Here is a 17,710-nt window from a genome sequence, read left to right as displayed (position 1 = left end):
TTATTCTTCATTTTCCCCCTTTATTCGACGTTCTATATAGATAAGAGCTTCTTCTCGATTATTTATTTCATCATTTAAAAAAGCTTTTTCTAGTTGAAATAAATAATCTTTAAAAGCAGGGCCGGGGGTAAGACCAGCACCTTTTAAATCTTCTCCGCTTATCCAGCTAGGCAGATTTCTGCGCTTTGTTCGATAGGTATGGAGAAGGCTGGCTTTGTTTTTTTCCTTGGAGGCTTCAAAGGCCAATTCTGCAAGAAACAATGCATCCTCATCAAGGTGAAAAGCTATCTCGTGAAATGCCCCGCGAGATTGAAACACATCGTCATCATCGCAGCTTAATATGACAGCCACGTCTCGTGCTATTTTTTTCTGCGGTTTTGTGGCCGCAATCGATTCAATGAGACTTGCTGTCTGTTTGTTTTCTACGTATAAACAGGAAGCAATAAAAAACCATTCATCTTTTTCGCTTGGTTTGGTACCTTGCTGTTTCCATTTCTTAAGAAGAAGAGAGAGAACGGCAGATGTTTTTTCACTCCAGACAGAGCCGGGTAAAAATTTGTTTAGTACACCAAGCTCATGCAAACGTGAAATGCTGTCTATTGGATTTGTTTCTTGAAAGATATGTTTTAATTCAGCGATAATCCGTGACTGTGACAAAGCAGAAATGGAAGCGGCAGAATGGCGCAAAAATGCTTCTGTTTCTTCATCCATTCGAAACGAAAACCGCGCTTCAAAACGAATTCCTCTTAAAATACGGGTTGGGTCTTCGACAAAGCTGAGGTTATGCAGCACCCTGAGTTTTTTCTCTTGAATATCTTTTAAACCATTAAAATAATCGATTAATTCTCCAAAAGATTCAGGTTGAAGAGAGGCAGCCATTGCATTCATCGTGAAATCACGGCGAAACAAATCTTCTTTAATATTCGATCTAACTACGGTTGGAAGAGCTGCCGGTTTTTCATAATATTCAGTTCTAGACGTTGTGAAATCAAGCTTTATACCATCTGCCGTTTCTACTGTTGCCGTTCCGAATGTTTCATGCGGAGTTACAGTTCCTTTTACATGTTTGGCAAAAGCCTCTGCAAAATATATGCCGTCACCTTCAATCACAATATCTATATCTTCACTTGGCTTTTCTAAAATCATATCCCTGACAATTCCGCCGATAATATAAGCTTTCATGCCTTTCTCGTCTGCAATTGTTCCTGCTTTTTTCAATAAGTGAACGATCTTTTCCGGAAGCAATAATTCTATCTGTTCTGAAATATTTTCAGGAGTGCACTTTTCTTTGGAAGTCAAATTGTGCATATATTCAATGACATCTGTGCGGGAGACGATACCGATTATTTTATCATTTTCGATTACAGGCAGCCGGCCGATATTATACTGAATCATTAATTGCTGAATATGTTCAAAAGACGTTTGTTTTGTAATAGTAACAGGATTGGTACTCATATACCCTTTGACTGGTGCATGTCCGAAGCCGTGCTGGTTGGCTTTATCTACATCGCGTCGTGAAATTATCCCAATTAAAGCTCCATCTTTGTTTACTACCGGAAAACCATTATGGCCGTAATGAAGCATTTGATCTTTAGCTTCGTCGATAGTCGTGTCTTCTACCACTGTTTTAACCGGGGCCGACATGAGAAAATCTGCACGAACGGCAGAGGAAATGGAGGAGGACAGTTTCTCTTTTACTTCTTTTATAACGGAAGAAAGTGTTCGGTTCTTTACGGTCGCAGAAGCTGCTTTTTCATGCCCGCCCCCGTGAAAGTGGGACATAATTGGAAGCAAATTCATTCGATCAGAAGAAGAGCGGCCGATAATAAATGTTTTATTTTGCATGCTTGTGACAGTAATAACAGCATCCGCCCCGGTTGTTTCAATGACTCTTGATGTTATAACATTCAGGCTTCCTACAAACTCCTCTGTTTTAAGACTCGCGATCACCACATGAAGGCCTTCTAACTCTAAACTTTCTGCTGAAGACAAATACGTTTGAAAGGCCTCCTGCTGAGAGGAAGACAGCGTTTCTTCAGAAAACTGATGAACCAGTTCGAGCTGAACACCTCTTTCCATTAAAAAAACAGCAGCCTTTAAATCGCGCACCGTTGTGTTCGGGTAGGTGAATGAACCTGTATCTGTATAAAGACCAAGGGCAAATAGAGTAGCTTCATACAAGCTGATATCCATTTGTTGTTTCATCATTTCTTCAATGAGTATAGTAACAGCTGCTCCTGTTTTTTCTATTATGTAAGTGACATGTTCTTCTTTATCCTCTTCTAAAAGCGGATGATGGTCGTAAACCGTCATTGGAATATCACCAGGCAGTTTAGATTGTGCTTCTGTACGGTCAAGCGCAGCTACATCCGTTAAAATAACATGATTGACTTCCTTCCAGCAGATGGTTTGGTCAGAAATAAAGTCAAAGCTGTCCCGGTAAATCGCTAAATATTGCCGTACTTGTTCGGATTGCTGTTTAGGAAGGACCATTTTAGCTTCCGGGTATAGTTTTGAAGCGGCGACCATAGAAGCGAGCGCATCAAAGTCTATTTGATTATGAGATAAAATAATCTCCATTCCTTCATTCCTCCACTGGGTCTATTCCTCGTTTTTAATGCTCATGATATAGTGATGAAATTCCTTTAATGCCAGGATCAATATTGTCTCTGTTGTGTTTTTGGAAGCTTCTACTCCAGCTTCATCAAAATAACGCATAATATCCTCAATTTGATCTTTTTGTTCTTTATATAAACGTAGATGGGTAAAATACGTTTCGTTTCCTAAATGAATGGCTTTTTTATTTATGTCGCGAACGAGTTCATCATATTGTTCCATTTTATTATAAAGTTCTTTTTGAAGATTTTCTCGATGAGTAGACATAATCGACTCTCCTGCATAAAGTATTAAAAAGAAAAAACCATTGACAATTGTTTGTATACTTTTTAGAAAAATTTAAAAGAAAAAAGGGTTTTATTTCTGTCATCCAGAAATTTTTCCTATTTACACGATGGAATGCTATGTAAGGTCTTTGTGAAAGGGCGCTGTCCGGCTTAGGGGATCTTCTGCTAAGACCGCGAACGTCATTTTAGGAACTTCTGCTAAGTTCGCAAACATCGTGTTTGCAACATAGAAGTCAACACATCATGTGTAAGTCAACGCAGAAGTCAGCACATCCTGTGCAAGTCGCTTTTCTTATTATAAATCATTTTTTGGTTAATTGTCTCTTAGAGCTGCTTGATAAGGGAGCGAAATACTATGATCGCCAGGCTATTTATGATGGCTGTCGGCTTCGGTCTGGCAGCAGGAGGCGGTATCAGCTTAATAGCATATATGAACTATATTCCGGCGGGACTGACACTGTTGGAATATCTGGGATTTATTTTTCAGCGGACAGAAGGTGCTATATTTGCTGCTGGTCTCTTTATGATCGTAGGGAGTATTTACTGGCCGGAAAAAAACTAGAAGAAAAGAAAGGGCAGAAAGAATAAAACATTTTCTCTCTGACTATACTGTGGATACTAATGGATAGCAAGGAGGGTTTAACCATGGCCCGGATCCGTGATGTCTGGATTAATTGGTTTGAAGGTGAAGAAAACGGGTACAATGTTTGTCCTTTCCATGAGTGGCACTCAGAAGACAGAATAGAAGTGCTGGATCAAGGGGAAATTGTAAAAGTGACAGAGAGATTGTTTGACTACATTGAAAATCGTATGGAAGATGTACCAGAGGCTCTGTTGAATGAAGTTTTTCAAAAAAGCACCCTTCGTAAAAACATGACGAGGATTACGCTGGACTATTGTTTCATTATGTATGACGGCAATCGTGTGTTGGCGGTTGATACGCTAGGGTACAAAACCCCGATTCGAAAAAGCCGTCTTACTCCAAAGCACGAAAGAATGGCAAAGGAAATTATGGATGAAACAAAGGCGGAGTGCTATGACTTAACAGAGCCTGCCCCGCCAAAAGAGTACCACATTTTATCTCCGCATCCCAAATATATGGCGGGTTTAACGAGAAAAGAACGCCAGCTGAAACAATTATTGTTTATGGCACTTGATCAGCTCTACACCTCTGGCGAATCTGCAGAAATTCGTTATTGGTACACAGAATGGAATCCTGCCCGCTATGAAGAAACACATAATATTGATAAAGAAACAGCATGGCAGAGTTTATACCAGGAAGTGAAAGATGGCTGGTCTGAGGCGCACTATGAACTTTGTCAAAAAATGATCAAAGGACAGCCGTTTTTTGAAAAGATTTGGAATCTGCATCATGAAGAAGAAGTGAAATAGTAAACTTGCTGATCGGCAGGCTGCAGGCATAATAAAGCTTCCCGCCCTCCATCTTTACAGAACGCCTGTCATTCCATATAATAAAGTAGAAAAGAAGGTGGAACAGGAGGGAAAGTTGTGGACGGACTAGCTTATTTATCGATGCAGATTCTGACAATTTTGTACGCGGTTGGCACCATCGTATTTAGTGTGATTGTAGGGAAAATCTGGAGAAAGCAAAAAGGCTACTAAAGTTTTTCCTAAAGTAACACAATACATGACAGCATTAGAGAAAGGCACAAAACATAACGATGAGATAAGAGGAGCTTTCCTGCAGGGAGGGCTCTCTTTTAGTATATAGAGGATTCGGCGGTGTGTTCAGGTAAAGGGAGTAAACGGACTCTCATTCCGTTATTTTGTCTTATTAAGGCATTTTGGAAAGGGGAGCGGCCCCTCACCGTTATTGCTTGTTAAATTGACTAATATCGCCTAAATATCGGCGTATAGCGGAACTCATGTCCGCGAAACCCCCTTAAAGGAAGGCTTTTTTTAAAATAACGGAACATGGATCCACGAGGATTTACAACCATCATAAAAAAAACGGAGGCGATCTTACCTCCGTTTTTTAATTGTTTAGGAAATTATATTTTTCGAATTGTGGATAACTATCTCCCTACTGTTTGATTAGCGTCTAGCTTCAGCGCCCAGCCTCTCGGGGTTAAATAACTTCCAGTCATTAAAGGCAAAGAGCGCCTTTATTGCCTGGAGAATATTTACCTGTCGAGGCTTACCAGGGCGCTTGCGCTTTTGTTCTGTCTATTTTCTTTTCCGGCCGAGTCCCATCGCGCGTTCCGCTTTTTTCAACGTTTTGAAAGCGGCGCGGTTGGCACGTTCTGCCCCCTCGTCTAAAATCTCATCAAGCTCTTCGGATTGAATCAATTCTTCATACCGCGCACGGATCGGGCGCAGCAGTTCAGCTGTGGCTTCAGCGACCTCTTGTTTAAAGTCTCCATACCCTTTTCCGCTAAAATCTTTTTCAATCTCCTCCAGCGTTTTACCAGTAGATAACGATAAAATAGACATTAAATTAGAAACGCCCGGTTTGTATTCCCGGTCAAAACGTATTTCATTTTCAGAGTCTGTCACAGCACTTTTAATTTTTTTAATGATGGTTTTTTCATCATCGAGCATGGAGATAAACGCTTTTTGATTCTCATCGGATTTGCTCATTTTTTTCACCGGATTCTGAAGAGACATAATCCGTGCGCCGACCTTTGGTATTTGAACCTCTGGCACGGTAAAGATATCGTTGTATTTGTGATTAAAACGTTCAGCAAGGTTTCTAGTCAGCTCCAGGTGCTGCTTTTGGTCTTCGCCGACAGGAACAATATCTGTATTGTACAATAATATGTCAGCGGCCATTAATGGAGGATATGTCAACAATGCAGAAGAGACCGCTGCTTTTCCTTCCGATTTATCTTTAAACTGCGTCATGCGTTCTAGTTCACCAATATAAGAGACGCATTGCATAATCCAGGCAAGCTGGGCGTGAGCGGGAACCTCTGATTGAATAAACAAAGTGGATTTCTTAGGATCAATACCAGTCGCTAAATATAAGGCAGCGAGGCTCCGTATGTTTTGCCGTAATTTTATTTTATCCTGGGGAACGGTAATTGCATGCTGGTCGACAATACAAAAAAAGCATTCATGATCATCCTGCATGCCAACAAAGTGTTTAAGCGCTCCTAAGTAGTTTCCAAGCGTCAGCGTGCCGCTCGGTTGAATTCCTGAGAAAACTCTCTTCATTTCTATTCCATTCCTTTCTATGTATCCTGTAACTTCTTCAATTCTCTCTTTTTCTCTTATACATCATATCGAAAGTAGAGAGCGGAGTAAACCGCTCGACCTGCAGGATGCATGTCTCTATAAACGCGCGCATATACTATGGCAAACAAGCGGAGGAGACGAGGGCATGCATTTTCATGTTTTGACAGCTTCATACGGTAACGGCCATAACCAAGCAGCGCTCCTGTTAAAAAAGACAATCATTGCTCACAAAGACACCGCTTCTGTCATACGGCCGCTCGAAATGAGCACCTGTTCTTTATATAAAATGAGTAAAAAAGTATACGGCGGACTGCTTTTTTCAATTCCAGGGGCCTGGAGAAAGCTAGTGCTCCCTAAACAGCAGCAATCTCTATCTGCTGTGGTCACCGGTTTGTCTCATATGTATCAAAAACAAATCGAACAAGCATTGCAGGCGGATATCGTGTTTTCTGTTCATCCCTTATTAACAGCTTTAGCAGGTGAAGTGAAAAAACGTAAAAATTTATCTGTCCCGCTTTACAGTGTATCCACTGATTATTGGACGTCTCCCCTAGCTGGCCACCCTGCTGTGAATGGAATATTTGTCTCTGAGGTAGAAGACACAAAGTGGGCACGGGAGGACCAAACAGTTTTTCCAGCTGGTATTCCAGTTGAAATAGGGGACAGGCTGTTATCTAAAAAAGAATGCTGTCTGAAAAACGGCTGGGACCCTAAAAAGCCATTATTATTAGTCTGCGGTGGAGGAGAAGGCCTTTTTCCGTATCGTAAAGTGGGAGAAGAACTTAAGAAATTGAAAGTTCCTTCTACGATAGTAATGGTAAGCGGTACGAGCCATTGGAAATTTGATGTGTCTTCTGACAAACATGATATTCATGTATTGCCGTTTACAGATAGTTTTAAGGAATATTTAAATGCTGCAGATCTATTAATTAGTAAAGCAGGCGGAATGACAATGGCAGAAGCAGTTCTATGCGAAGTTCCAATATTGGTTTATTCCCCGCTGCCAGGGCATGAAGAACACAATGCCCGGTGTTTAACAAATGTACAAGCTGCTTATTGGGCAAAAACCCCATTGGAAGTTCGTTATAAGGCTGAAGAACTGCTGCTGCATCCTTTAGAAAAAGAGCGGGCCAAACGGCGGCTGCGTTATATCCAGGAAACAAACAGTGCCGAAATCATTATCTCCATTACCAAGCATCACGCTTTACGAGCAGTGTTTCCAGCCCAAATACACGGCAAATACCGGGACGGCCACCAGTAACAGCACAGCAAGCAGCCATTCTGCTATGTTATTAAATCGGGAGGATAAAAGAACAGTTAAAGCAATGGCCGCCGTTAATATATATAAAATGGTGCGAAGGAGCACAAACACTTTACCACCTCCCGAGAAGAAACAATGAACGAAAGGAGATATTTCTATGAATTACTTTCGTAAAAGACTGATGTTTTTATCGTTATGCGGTCTTATTTTACTTACTGGTTTATTTTATCAGGCTTCTCAAAATCCATCAAAAGAAGCTGTTCAGGGTGCAGCTGGATATCCTGTCGTTCAAACCGGACACCAGGCACCGTCTTTGGAGCTTCCTGGTTTGGACGGCCAAACGTACAGTGTAGATACATTTAAAGGCAAGCCGGTACTGCTTACTTTTTTTTCAAGCTGGTGCGGCATTTGCCAGGAAGAGCTTCCGAATCTGTCCAGATATTATGAGGAACAAAAAGAAAACTTAAATATTGTCGCCATTAATGCAACCACCCAGGAATACAGTAAGGATGATGTAAAGCAGTTTGTACAGAGAGCACAGCTATCAATGCCTGTGTTAATGGATGAGGAAGGAAAAGGAATTGAAGCCTTCAGCGTAACCGGTGTGCCTGTTTCTTTTCTATTGGATGAAAATGGGATTGTAATGGATACGTATTATGGACCGATTGATCGGAGTAAAATCGAGGGCGCGCTGGGGTTGTAGATAGGTCACTATAAGGGCAGAGGAATCAGACATTATTTCTGTGTTCATGTCCGGAGCATCAAACTATCTTTTTCGTGCATACTTCTTCCTCCCACGAAGCATACTACTTTCAAAGTGAAAAAAGGAGGAGTAAAATGACGCACAAAAACGACCGGCCTCGGGCAAATCGGGAAGAAGAAATTAGAAAAATCATAGAAGATACAGAGGAAAATCTGAACCGTACAACAGAATTTGCAAAAGAACACGGACAAGCTTTAAACGAAGAAGAAATGAAGCAAATTGAAGAAAAAAACGAGCATAGAAAAGAAACCATGGAAAATTTGCGGCAAGCGATAGATGAAGAATCAGAATAAGACACAAAAGCGCAAGCGCCCTGGTCAGCCTTGCAGGTCAATGTTCTCCAGACAGTAAAGGCGCTCTTACTTCCACAGGATGTGGTGACTTCTGCGTTGCGAACACGATGTTTGCGATTCTAGCAAAAGTTCCTTAAACCGTCTTGGGCCTCCGAGAGGCTGGGGCTGAAGCTAGACGCGGATCAAACCATATGGTGATAGTTATCCACATTTCGTAAGCATATAATTTCTTAAAATAGTAAAAAGCAGGAGCTTCGCTGAATAGCAGCTCCTGCCTGTTTTTTAATAAATAAAAATGAGATAGCTTGAGATAAAGTAAATGACAACCAGTAAAGCGGATGGCCATGTGTAGAGGCGGAAAAACTGTTTTCGTCCGCGGACGATCGAAAACAAGACGATAGCAGCTAAAATAGTTACGGCTGTTGCCGTAATTTGGTGGGAGCTGCTCGACGCTGCAATAATTGGTCCTGAAAAATAAGCAGCATCACTGACAGCTAGTAAAATCATGTTAAAAAGGTTGCTGCCAAGAATAGAACCAAGCGCTAGATTATGATTTTGCAGCTGCAGCGCAATCAGCACTGCAATGGCTTCCGGAAGAGAAGTAGAAGCAGCGATAAGAAAACTTCCAACAAAGCTTGAGCCAAGCCCGGTGACGACCGCAATTTTATCCCCCGTAATGGTGAGAAAGGATCCCGCAATCAAAATAATAACAGCAGCGACGAAAAAGCCTATTTTGGCGTGGCGAAGCGAAAGAGCATAAGCCGGGCTGAGTTCTTCCTCTTTTTCTTCAGAAGGAATGTCTTCTTTGCTGGTTTTATTAATAACATACATGCCTAATCCATAAGCAGCTAGTATCAATAAAGCATCGAGACCAATACCAAACAGCGAAAGATCTGTACGAATAAATAAAGCAAACAGCACCATGAAGGAAAGAAAGATTCCTAGAGACGCTGTATAGGTGTGCGACACAGAGGTTCTCGAAAACAGCTTTTCTTTTCTGTAGCATAAATCAAACGCCGCAATGATCAGCAAGTTAAACATGTTGCTTCCGAGTACATTACCTACTGCAATGTCGGGGTTGTTTAAAGCAACAGCTGTTAAACTGGTTGTTACTTCAGGCAGCGACGTTGCCCCCGCAAGCAGAATCGTTCCCACCATCATGCCGCCCCATTTAGACTTCATACTGATAACATCAGCATACGTAGACAGCTTAACCGCAGCAGCGACCGTTACGGCAGCAGCAAGAAAAAAATATAAAAATAGCACAACCATCTCTCCTTTATTTACATGCCCATTTAAATGAAACTTTTTTTATTTGAGAAATACGTAACTGCAGTAACGCTGGCCAGCGCACAAAAAAAGACCTTTTTATGACAATCCTGCTAAAAAGACATAGCAAGGTTCTCATAAAAAGGTCTTGCGTGCTTTATCTCGCGTAAAGCCAAACGAACCGAGCGTTACGAGACGCTGTCATGACGATTCGTTTATCCTATCGGACGCTACTCCCCTTTTTTTCTCTAAAATTTTATCATGAGGTTATATATTGGTCAAGCAGAAAAAAGCAAAAGCTTTATGTTTGGAATATTCAGTAAACAGCTGTTATAGTGAAGTAGTACGGTCAAAATTGAAAAAAAGGAGAGCTTAGCATGACGCGTAAAAACGAACAAATCATTCTTGCAAAACGTCCGCAAGGCATACCTAATATGGACACTTTTGAATTCAAACAGACGGATATACCTGAACCGGAGAAAAACGAGGTATTAGTCCGTACGTTGTATGTTTCTGTGGATCCTTATATGAGAGGACGGATGAGAGAGGGAAAATCTTATGTCACCCCTTTTCCGTTAGGAGAAGTAATAACTGGCGGAGTAATCGGCGAAGTCATCCAATCAAAAGCAGATGAATTCAACGAAGGAGATATTGTCATTGGACATCTTGGCTGGCAGGAATTCTCGACAGCCCGATCTAATGAAATCCGCAGCATTGACCCAGATGCGGCTCCAATCAGTACGCACCTGGGGATACTTGGCATGCCGGGGCTGACTGCTTATTTTGGGCTTTTAGACATCGGTCAGCCAAAGGAAGGGGAGACAGTCGTCGTTTCAGGGGCTGCTGGCGCGGTTGGTTCCACAGCCGGTCAAATTGCAAAGATTAAAGGCGCCCGGGTTGTTGGCATTGCTGGCACCAACGAAAAGATTGCCTATTTAAAAGAGCAGCTTGGCTTTGATGAAGCAATTAATTATAAGACAGAAAACAGTATAAAATCAGCATTGAAACAAGCATGCCCAGAAGGAGTCGATGTTTATTTTGATAACGTGGGCGGGGAGATTTCAGATGCCGTGATCAGCCAATTTAATACATTCGCCCGCATGCCGGTATGCGGAGCTATTTCTTCTTACAATAATACAGAACCTGATTTAGGTCCGCGTATCCAGCCTCAATTAATTAAAACTCGTGCTCTTGTAAAAGGATTTTTAATAGGAGATTACAGCAGTCAATATAAAGAAGGAGCCAGAGATCTTGGCCGATGGCTCCGGGAAGGCAAGCTCACTTATGAAGAGAATATTGTAGAAGGCTTCCACCAAATTCCTTCTGCCTTTATTGGTTTGTTCCGAGGGGAGAATATTGGAAAGCAGCTGGTGAAAGTTGCAGACCGCAATCGTTCTTAATGGGCGAAAACTGCTGGGGAAGGGGTGTATTACTTCTTTGCCAGCAGGATATACCCATCTGCAGCAAGTGCAGGAGGACTTGGCAAAGCACCTGTTCATAAGGAAATTGTATTGTTCAGAAAATTGTTTCTTTTGCAGCATTCAAGAGCTAGTATAATCAATTCCAGAAAGCGATTATAAAGTGGATAAGGGGTGAGAAACAAATTGAAAAACAATTACAGTCAGGTGTTTTAAAGTGTTCTGCGATATTTTCAGTGGCGGGGGTGGTTTTAGGATCTCACATGGTAGAGGCGGGTTCCTATGCCTTCCGTCCCATTCATGCTCTTATTTTAGTAGTCGGTGGCTTAGTTTATTTGCCTGGGCTGTATACTATAAAATTTTCTATCAAAAGAAAAGCACATTAGCTGCCATTCATGTATGGACGGCCATTATCGGTTCGATTGGATTAACAGCAGGTATGTGGCTGCACATGGCAGCACCTATTCAGCTGCCGGAATTGTTTACGCTTTTGTTTTACATCACTGGCGGGTCTATTCTTTTTATAAGCTTTATATTGTTTTTGATATTAACTTTTCTACACAAAGAATAAGCAAGCGAGAAAGTTTTCAAAATTTTTGCTAGAAAGCAGGAATTTGCAAGAGTTATATCAAATTTTGTATGGTGATAAATCTATTTTTCTTAAAGGAGACGACTAAATATGAAACTATTTGCAGCTTTATTACCGATGAAAGATCAGGAACTGAGCCAAAAGCATCGTCCGGCTCACCTTGAATTCCTCCAAAAGCATCACAAAGAGGGAAACATTGCGGCATACGGCCGATTTGAAGATGGAGCAGGCGGTCTTGTGATTTACCGGACAGAAACGTACGAACAAGCAGAGGAATTGGTGAAGCAGGATCCTTTTGTTATGGAAGGAGCACGCGACTACGATATTCACGAGTGGAATATGGTTTCCGATAATTGGTCGTAAGGAGGCGGTAAGATGAAAAAGCTGGGCTTTATCGGGCTTGGCAATATGGGAATGCCTATGGCACAAAACCTTGTAAAAGCGGGTTACGAAGTATACGGGTTTAACCGTTCGAAAGGAAAAGAAAAAACATTTGAAAAATTCGGCGGCAAAGCCGGTTTGGAAATGGCAGAGCTTGTTAAAGCAGTGGATGTGGTAATGACATGTCTGCCTATGCCGGACGACGTGGAGCATATCATCCTCGGAGAAAACGGGGTGCTCGAGTATACAGATGCAGGTTCTTTGATTATTGATTTTAGTACGGTTTCGCCATCATTACATACACGTATCGAAAGTGCTGCGTACGAAAAAGGCGTCCGTTATCTTGACGCTCCTATAAGCGGGGGCACGACCGGGGCGCAAGCCGGTACGCTTGCAATAATGGTCGGCGGGAAGGAAGAAGTATTCGAGGAAGCAAAAGAATTCTTTGATGTCGTTGGAGGAAATATTACGCATTGCGGGCCGATTGGACAGGGAACGAAAGTCAAGCTTCTGAATCAGTATATGGTTGGCCTTCACACAGCGGCAGTAGGGGAAACCTTATATTTAGCGGAAAAATCCGGACTCGACCATGATCTAGTTTATAACGTTTTAAGCAATGGTTTTGGGCAGAGCAAGATTTTTGACCGCCACTACAGCCAGTTCATTTCCCAAAATAAAGATGAACCAGGTTTTGCTCTTCAGCTGCTATTAAAAGATCTTGGGCTGGCAAGAGAAATGGCAGGTGAGTCCGACGTTTCGTTATCGGCCGGTCCTAATGTGCTGCAAATGTTAGAGCGAGCCAAGGACAAGGGATACGGAGATAAAGATATGAGTGCTCTTTATCAATATGTGAAGGAGCAAGAGCAATAACATTAAATCGTTTTAAAGGAACCTCTGCAAAATATTGCGGAGGTTCTTTTTTCATTGTTTAGGAAATTATGTTTTTACAAGTTTTGCAGTAAAAGAAGCTTGCATTGATAACATTTGAATACCAGGCACTTCACAATGGCTGCAGCCGATGTGCTGCTGCCAACTTAAAGTCTGCACAAAAAACGGAAACCCCTTTATTCGGTTTTCCGTTCGTAAGATATATGTTTTCCGGAGCGGGACAGCCCGCCATCCGGATACAGATGGTTATGCTCATTCATTACACTTCACTGGTTTGCTGATACGTTTCTGCCACTAATTCCTGATCAATCATTTCATCTAGTTGTGCAATTTTCTTTCTGGCTCTGCTGTCAGAAATAGTTCGGTAATGATGCTTGCCGGAAGGCTCTTCATCCATTTCATCTGCCATTGCAACGATTTGCTGCAGTTTATTGCGGTAGAGCTCTCCTTTTGGCAAATAAGAATCGGTATGCAAAAGCACGGCCAGTGCAATTTCTTTTGCATTTTTCCGGTCTTCTCCCAGCCGGACCAATAACTTGTGAGCACGTTCGGCTCCTTTAATGGCATGTATATCGTTTTCTTTATAAAGCTCAAAATCCCATTCGCCATTACGATACCATGTGTAGTGTCCCATATCATGCAAAAACGCAGCTTTTACAGCAAGCTCTGGATTTACTCCTTTTTGCTTCGCAAGCCGGAAAGCATGATAAGAGGTAGCTATAGCATGAGCAAGTCCTGCTCGTTTTACGTATTTTTGCGTAATAGGATGCTCAAATATTTGTTCTAATGTCACGCGTCTCATTATCATCCCTCCTGCACTTTCGTTATCTGAATATATTCCCACTATTATAACGATTCAATCTATGAAAAGCAAGAGGAATATTTGTCTGCATTTACATTTTAATGCGGTATTCTTTCCATCTTTCATCTACTTTTTTTACGATGTCCTCGCGCGGTTCTACTTCATCCGGATAGAAAGGTTTCATTCTCGCATCGATGATGATTGGCCCTTTATAACGAATGTTGTTTCTTAAAATATCAGCTTCTGCATACAAGTCATAAGAGGGGTCAAAGCGGGTGAAAGTGGTCCATAAGAAAGTGCTTTGCGAATGAGCAATATCCGCATCATCGACCAAAAACACCATCTGCCAGTCAGCGAGCTGCTCTTTTGCGGCTTCAAGCAGATGAGAGGCCAGGTTTTCATCCTCTTCATACGATGCTCCGGAAATAACCAGGCAGCCGCCGGCAAAAGGCTTCACTTTCGTAATACCGGGAATGTCTCCTCCTCTATATTGACGGCTTAATTCTCTGAAAGGTTCTCCAAGCCCTGTCATAATGGCTTTAGAACCGACATTAAATGAGCGGCCGGTGTAATCGAGTGTATCCATCGACGTATCATTTAAGATGAGCAGATCACGCTCAGGCCGAAAGCGTTCGAGCACAGCTTCTATTAATTCTTTAAAATGAGCAAGCTCCACTGGTTTGTCGGTTACCATTAAGAATTTCGTTAATGTCAGCTGTCCTTCCCCCAAAATCCGCAAAGCATGAGCGAGCCCTTCTTTATAATAAGATTCACGGACAACGGCTCCTGCGAGCGAATGAAAACCAGTTTCTCCATAGGTCCACAGATCTTTTACCCCATTCATGACGACAGGAAAAATAGGGCTCATCAAGCGCTGTAAATATTCACCGATAAAATAATCTTCCTGACGAGGCTTTCCTACAATGGTTGCCGGATAAATGGCATCTTTTCTTCTCCACATTTTCCGCACTTGAAAGACGGGGAAGTCATGGGCAAGCGAATAGTAGCCGTAATGATCTCCGAATGGACCTTCCGGTTCGCGGATATGCGGCGGTACTTCTCCTCCAAAAGCAAATTCTGCTTCTGCAAGCAGCCGGTGAGGATGGTCTGGCACCTCTGTCATTGGAAGCTTGTTATCAAGAAGCAGCGAGCCAAATAAAAGCTCAGGAACAGCTTCAGGAAGAGGAGCGATAGCAGATACAATTAATGCCGGCGGTCCTCCGATAAACAGTGTGACAGGCAGAGCTTCATTTTTTTCTTCGGCAACATGGTGGTGAAATCCGCCGCCTTTATGAATCTGCCAATGCATACCTGTTTTTTTTGGCTCTTTTATTTCAATACGGTACATGCCCAGGTTATGCTCGTTTTCTTCTGGGAGCTCTGTGTAAACGAGCGGCAGTGTGACGAATGGATTGCTGTCATGATGCCAGGTAGTCAGAGCTGGAAGGTCTTTCATACTGAAGGATTCTGTTTCAATTTGTCGTACAGGAGATTTGCTTTTAGGGAGATTTTTTATTCCCATCCGCATAAGCTGTTTAAAAAGACTCTTTTCCTTCCACATTGATGTAGGGGTTGGCGGCACAAGTGTATCTATCGCACCTACTGCTTGTTTGACAAAAGCTTCGGGTTTTGGCCCAAACGCCATATCGACCCGGCGGGAAGTCCCAAATAAATTTGTGACAACTGGGGTTTTCGATCCTTTTACGTTTGTAAACAAAAGGGCGGGACCTTGTTCATCAATGACTCTTCTATGTATTTCCGGGATCTCTAGATAAGGATCGGTTTCCGTTTTTATTTCCACAATTTCTTTTTCTTTTTTTAATTGTTTTATAAATGAACGCAAGTTGTGGTGCACAAACATTCCCTCCAATTCTGCTCAAATATAGGAACATAGGTAAAGTATAAAGAATTTGAATGTCAAAGTATATGAATAAGGTGTGAAGAAAGCAGGAATATAGTAGGAACTTAAAAAACTTTCCATTTTTTACGCTGGAACTATTGGTGAAAATTGTTATTATATGTATAATTAATACGAGAAGATTACAAACAGAATACACAGATGTAAAAAATTATGAAAAATGATGAGTTTTTCGGGGCGGGAAGAAACGAAATTTATAGAGATTATTGTAAGAGAGGGCTGGGGAAAATGAAAAAATTCTTGATTGCGTGCGGGGCTGCATGTGTTGTTGCTGCTGGAGGATTATTTCTAACTTATGATACGCAGGGGGAAGAGCATAAAACCATTACATACCATAAACATAAAAAGACATATGATGCGGTCAATAAAGAATTAGAAGAAAATATGTCACGATTTTATTATGACAGCGGGCATGATTTTACTTATCCTGAAGATGGAGTGCGGGGTATTTATGTTACCGGTCATTCTGCTGGAGGCGAACGATTTCAGAATTTGCTTGATCTAACAGACTCGACAGATCTAAATGCAATGGTTATTGATATTAAAGATGACTACGGCAATCTTACCTTCGACCCGAAGGATGAAGTCGATCTGCCTGATATAGGGAAAAACATGATTAGTGATCCGAATGAAATGATGGATACTTTAGAAGAGCACGATGTTTATCCAATTGCACGAATTGTCGTTTTTAAAGATACTGTTTTAGCGGAACAAAAACCAGAGTGGTCGTTTAAAAATAATGGAGATGTCTGGAAAAATGGAAGCGGAGAATCATTTGTCAATCCATATGTGAAAGATGTGTGGGACTATAACGTGAAGATCGCCAAAGAAGCGGCAAAGCTTGGGTTTAAAGAAATCCAATTTGATTATGTCCGTTTTCCAGAAGGTTTTGAAAAGCGCGATGAGGACCTGGAGTACTCTAGAGGAGACTTTGGAAAAGAAGGAAATAACGTTCAGCAGCGTGTAATAGCTGTTACCAAATTTGTAGAATATGCAAGAGAAGAGCTGCAAAAAGAATTTGATGTCGATGTTTCCGTTGATATTTTCGGCTATTCGGCAACTCTTGAACAGGCACCAGGGATAGGACAGAACTTCTCTAAAATTTCGGATAATGTAGATATTATTTCTTCTATGATTTATCCAAGTCATTGGACACCGTATTTTGGTATTGACAAACCAGATCTTCATCCATATGAGCTAACGAAAGAATATGCTAAAGTCGAAAACGAAATTTTAGACAGCCTTCAGGAGCCGCCTGAATCCAGGCCGTGGATCCAGGATTTCACCGCCAGCTGGCTGGGATCAGGGAATTATAAACCATACGGCGTAGAAGAAGTGGAAGATCAAATCAGGGCGTTAAATGAGCAGGGTATTGATGAGTTCCTATTATGGAATGCGAACAACAATTATACGGAAGGCGTTGATTATACGCCGTAACTATTTAAGAAAAGGGGGCAGTTCAAAAGGGTTTTTTCACCCTAGGGATAGCCTCTTTTTTTCGATTTTACTCTGTGGTTATTTTTGTTGAGGAGCGGTTTCTTTTTATTATTGGGGCTGCTTTTTAAAAGAGTGTTGTTTTTAAAGCGTAAATTTATAGTTGAAATACACGTAGACTCCCTGCGGGAACAGCAACGGCTGAAGACCTCGCAGGCTGAAGCGTTGCCCGTGGAAACGAAGTGTATTTCAACTACGGTTGGGAAAACAAAGTATGTTAAAAATAGCCTATTATTTCGTATTGGAATAAATTGGAGGCTGTATCAAAAGGTTATGAAAAAATGACCTTTTGACAGCCCCTTTTTCCTATTTAACATACAAAAAAATCGCCTCTTTCGGTATAATGAAGTCACCACAACCCATTAACGAAAGAAGGCGATTTTTTTATGAGTAACCAAAAGGTCACTTTCCAAGAGTATACCATGAATCAGCTGTATCTTCCTATGGATTTTTCGGATTTAATTCCCGAAGATCATGTCGCCCGCATTGTAAGCGGGATGATTGACGCGTTGGATGATCAGCTGTTTTTTGAT

15 protein-coding genes are annotated in these 17,710 nt (G+C 41.6%); 9 read left to right on the top strand and 6 right to left on the bottom strand.

From position 1 onward, the window contains the following. Together ACE1TI_RS02745 and ACE1TI_RS02740 are read right to left on the bottom strand one after the other, a co-directional pair. Nucleotides 1–2,580 (bottom strand): CBS domain-containing protein, encoded by a 2,580-nt coding sequence (locus tag ACE1TI_RS02745; protein ID WP_375006053.1) that lies wholly within the window; start codon nucleotides 2,578–2,580, stop codon nucleotides 1–3. A 21-nt stretch (nucleotides 2,581–2,601) separates the two neighbouring features. Further along, complete coding sequence (locus ACE1TI_RS02740; protein WP_375006052.1) at nucleotides 2,602–2,883, bottom strand: hypothetical protein; 282 nt, start codon at nucleotides 2,881–2,883, stop codon at nucleotides 2,602–2,604. Between the two features lie 375 nt (nucleotides 2,884–3,258). On the opposite strand from ACE1TI_RS02740, the gene ACE1TI_RS02735 reads away from it, so the two are divergent. Together ACE1TI_RS02735 and ACE1TI_RS02730 are read left to right on the top strand one after the other, a co-directional pair. Further along, nucleotides 3,259–3,465 (top strand): YuzI family membrane protein, encoded by a 207-nt coding sequence (locus ACE1TI_RS02735; protein ID WP_375006051.1) that lies wholly within the window; start codon nucleotides 3,259–3,261, stop codon nucleotides 3,463–3,465. A gap of 83 nt (nucleotides 3,466–3,548) precedes the next feature. Then, nucleotides 3,549–4,295, top strand: coding sequence for a DUF3603 family protein (locus ACE1TI_RS02730; RefSeq protein ID WP_375006050.1), 747 nt, complete (start codon nucleotides 3,549–3,551; stop codon nucleotides 4,293–4,295). A 795-nt stretch (nucleotides 4,296–5,090) separates the two neighbouring features. Here ACE1TI_RS02730 and trpS read toward each other — a convergent pair. Continuing rightward, nucleotides 5,091–6,080: a tryptophan--tRNA ligase gene (gene trpS / locus ACE1TI_RS02725; protein WP_375006049.1), complete on the bottom strand. Its 990-nt coding sequence runs from the start codon at nucleotides 6,078–6,080 to the stop codon at nucleotides 5,091–5,093. Between the two features lie 166 nt (nucleotides 6,081–6,246). Here trpS and ACE1TI_RS02720 point away from each other — a divergent pair, with 166 nt between their 5' ends. The 3 genes from ACE1TI_RS02720 (at nucleotide 6,247) to ACE1TI_RS02710 (ending at nucleotide 8,418) form a co-directional block, all read left to right on the top strand. Then, the gene (locus ACE1TI_RS02720) at nucleotides 6,247–7,362 is read left to right on the top strand and encodes an MGDG synthase family glycosyltransferase (protein WP_375006048.1); all 1,116 of its coding nucleotides are present in this window, start codon (nucleotides 6,247–6,249) and stop codon (nucleotides 7,360–7,362) included. Between the two features lie 157 nt (nucleotides 7,363–7,519). Then, nucleotides 7,520–8,065 carry a TlpA family protein disulfide reductase gene (locus ACE1TI_RS02715; RefSeq protein ID WP_375006047.1) on the top strand — a complete coding sequence of 182 codons (546 nt, stop codon included), beginning with the start codon at nucleotides 7,520–7,522 and terminating at the stop codon, nucleotides 8,063–8,065. 134 nt (nucleotides 8,066–8,199) lie between these two features. Then, a complete protein-coding gene (locus tag ACE1TI_RS02710; RefSeq protein WP_375006046.1) occupies nucleotides 8,200–8,418 on the top strand; it encodes a hypothetical protein in 219 nt (72 codons plus the stop codon). A 282-nt stretch (nucleotides 8,419–8,700) separates the two neighbouring features. Here ACE1TI_RS02710 and ACE1TI_RS02705 read toward each other — a convergent pair whose 3' ends face one another. Continuing rightward, nucleotides 8,701–9,690, bottom strand: a complete 990-nt coding sequence (locus ACE1TI_RS02705; protein ID WP_375006045.1) for a sodium:calcium antiporter — start codon at nucleotides 9,688–9,690, stop codon at nucleotides 8,701–8,703. A 374-nt stretch (nucleotides 9,691–10,064) separates the two neighbouring features. On the opposite strand from ACE1TI_RS02705, the gene ACE1TI_RS02700 reads away from it, so the two are divergent. The 3 genes from ACE1TI_RS02700 (at nucleotide 10,065) to ACE1TI_RS02690 (ending at nucleotide 12,945) form a co-directional block, all read left to right on the top strand. Beyond that, a complete protein-coding gene (locus ACE1TI_RS02700; RefSeq protein WP_375006044.1) occupies nucleotides 10,065–11,087 on the top strand; it encodes an NADP-dependent oxidoreductase in 1,023 nt (340 codons plus the stop codon). 697 nt (nucleotides 11,088–11,784) lie between these two features. Further along, a complete protein-coding gene (locus ACE1TI_RS02695; RefSeq protein WP_375006043.1) occupies nucleotides 11,785–12,057 on the top strand; it encodes a YciI family protein in 273 nt (90 codons plus the stop codon). A gap of 12 nt (nucleotides 12,058–12,069) precedes the next feature. Beyond that, nucleotides 12,070–12,945, top strand: a complete 876-nt coding sequence (locus tag ACE1TI_RS02690) for an NAD(P)-dependent oxidoreductase (protein ID WP_375006042.1) — start codon at nucleotides 12,070–12,072, stop codon at nucleotides 12,943–12,945. 277 nt (nucleotides 12,946–13,222) lie between these two features. Here ACE1TI_RS02690 and ACE1TI_RS02685 read toward each other — a convergent pair whose 3' ends face one another. Both ACE1TI_RS02685 and ACE1TI_RS02680 read right to left on the bottom strand, forming a co-directional pair. Next, entirely contained in the window at nucleotides 13,223–13,765 is a 543-nt protein-coding gene (locus ACE1TI_RS02685) for an HD domain-containing protein (protein ID WP_375006041.1), read from the bottom strand. 91 nt (nucleotides 13,766–13,856) lie between these two features. After that, complete coding sequence (locus ACE1TI_RS02680) at nucleotides 13,857–15,620, bottom strand: UbiD family decarboxylase (protein WP_375006040.1); 1,764 nt, start codon at nucleotides 15,618–15,620, stop codon at nucleotides 13,857–13,859. A gap of 291 nt (nucleotides 15,621–15,911) precedes the next feature. Between ACE1TI_RS02680 and ACE1TI_RS02675 the strand changes: the two genes are divergently transcribed. Further along, nucleotides 15,912–17,120 (top strand): putative glycoside hydrolase, encoded by a 1,209-nt coding sequence (locus ACE1TI_RS02675; protein ID WP_375006039.1) that lies wholly within the window; start codon nucleotides 15,912–15,914, stop codon nucleotides 17,118–17,120. Nucleotides 17,121–17,710 lie beyond the last annotated feature (590 nt).

It is taken from the genome of Alteribacillus sp. JSM 102045, from assembly GCF_041949975.1.
In the GTDB taxonomy this organism is placed as follows: domain Bacteria; phylum Bacillota; class Bacilli; order Bacillales; family Marinococcaceae; genus Alteribacillus.
The sequence above is the reverse complement of the archived record's forward strand: the minus strand, read 5'-3'. Positions and strand labels throughout refer to the sequence as shown.

What these genes read in the sequence shown, in the direction of transcription:
- ACE1TI_RS02675 (WP_375006039.1), top strand. Translation starts at nt 15,912, where the DNA reads ATGAAAAAATTCTTGATTGCGTGCGGGGCTGCATGTGTTGTTGCTGCT.
- ACE1TI_RS02715 (WP_375006047.1), top strand. Translation starts at nt 7,520, where the DNA reads ATGAATTACTTTCGTAAAAGACTGATGTTTTTATCGTTATGCGGTCTT.
- ACE1TI_RS02700 (WP_375006044.1), top strand. Translation starts at nt 10,065, where the DNA reads ATGACGCGTAAAAACGAACAAATCATTCTTGCAAAACGTCCGCAAGGC.
- trpS (WP_375006049.1), bottom strand. Translation starts at nt 6,080, where the DNA reads ATGAAGAGAGTTTTCTCAGGAATTCAACCGAGCGGCACGCTGACGCTT.
- ACE1TI_RS02685 (WP_375006041.1), bottom strand. Translation starts at nt 13,765, where the DNA reads ATGAGACGCGTGACATTAGAACAAATATTTGAGCATCCTATTACGCAA.
- ACE1TI_RS02745 (WP_375006053.1), bottom strand. Translation starts at nt 2,580, where the DNA reads ATGGAGATTATTTTATCTCATAATCAAATAGACTTTGATGCGCTCGCT.
- ACE1TI_RS02695 (WP_375006043.1), top strand. Translation starts at nt 11,785, where the DNA reads ATGAAACTATTTGCAGCTTTATTACCGATGAAAGATCAGGAACTGAGC.
- ACE1TI_RS02740 (WP_375006052.1), bottom strand. Translation starts at nt 2,883, where the DNA reads ATGTCTACTCATCGAGAAAATCTTCAAAAAGAACTTTATAATAAAATG.
- ACE1TI_RS02730 (WP_375006050.1), top strand. Translation starts at nt 3,549, where the DNA reads ATGGCCCGGATCCGTGATGTCTGGATTAATTGGTTTGAAGGTGAAGAA.
- ACE1TI_RS02690 (WP_375006042.1), top strand. Translation starts at nt 12,070, where the DNA reads ATGAAAAAGCTGGGCTTTATCGGGCTTGGCAATATGGGAATGCCTATG.
- ACE1TI_RS02705 (WP_375006045.1), bottom strand. Translation starts at nt 9,690, where the DNA reads ATGGTTGTGCTATTTTTATATTTTTTTCTTGCTGCTGCCGTAACGGTC.
- ACE1TI_RS02735 (WP_375006051.1), top strand. Translation starts at nt 3,259, where the DNA reads ATGATCGCCAGGCTATTTATGATGGCTGTCGGCTTCGGTCTGGCAGCA.
- ACE1TI_RS02710 (WP_375006046.1), top strand. Translation starts at nt 8,200, where the DNA reads ATGACGCACAAAAACGACCGGCCTCGGGCAAATCGGGAAGAAGAAATT.
- ACE1TI_RS02720 (WP_375006048.1), top strand. Translation starts at nt 6,247, where the DNA reads ATGCATTTTCATGTTTTGACAGCTTCATACGGTAACGGCCATAACCAA.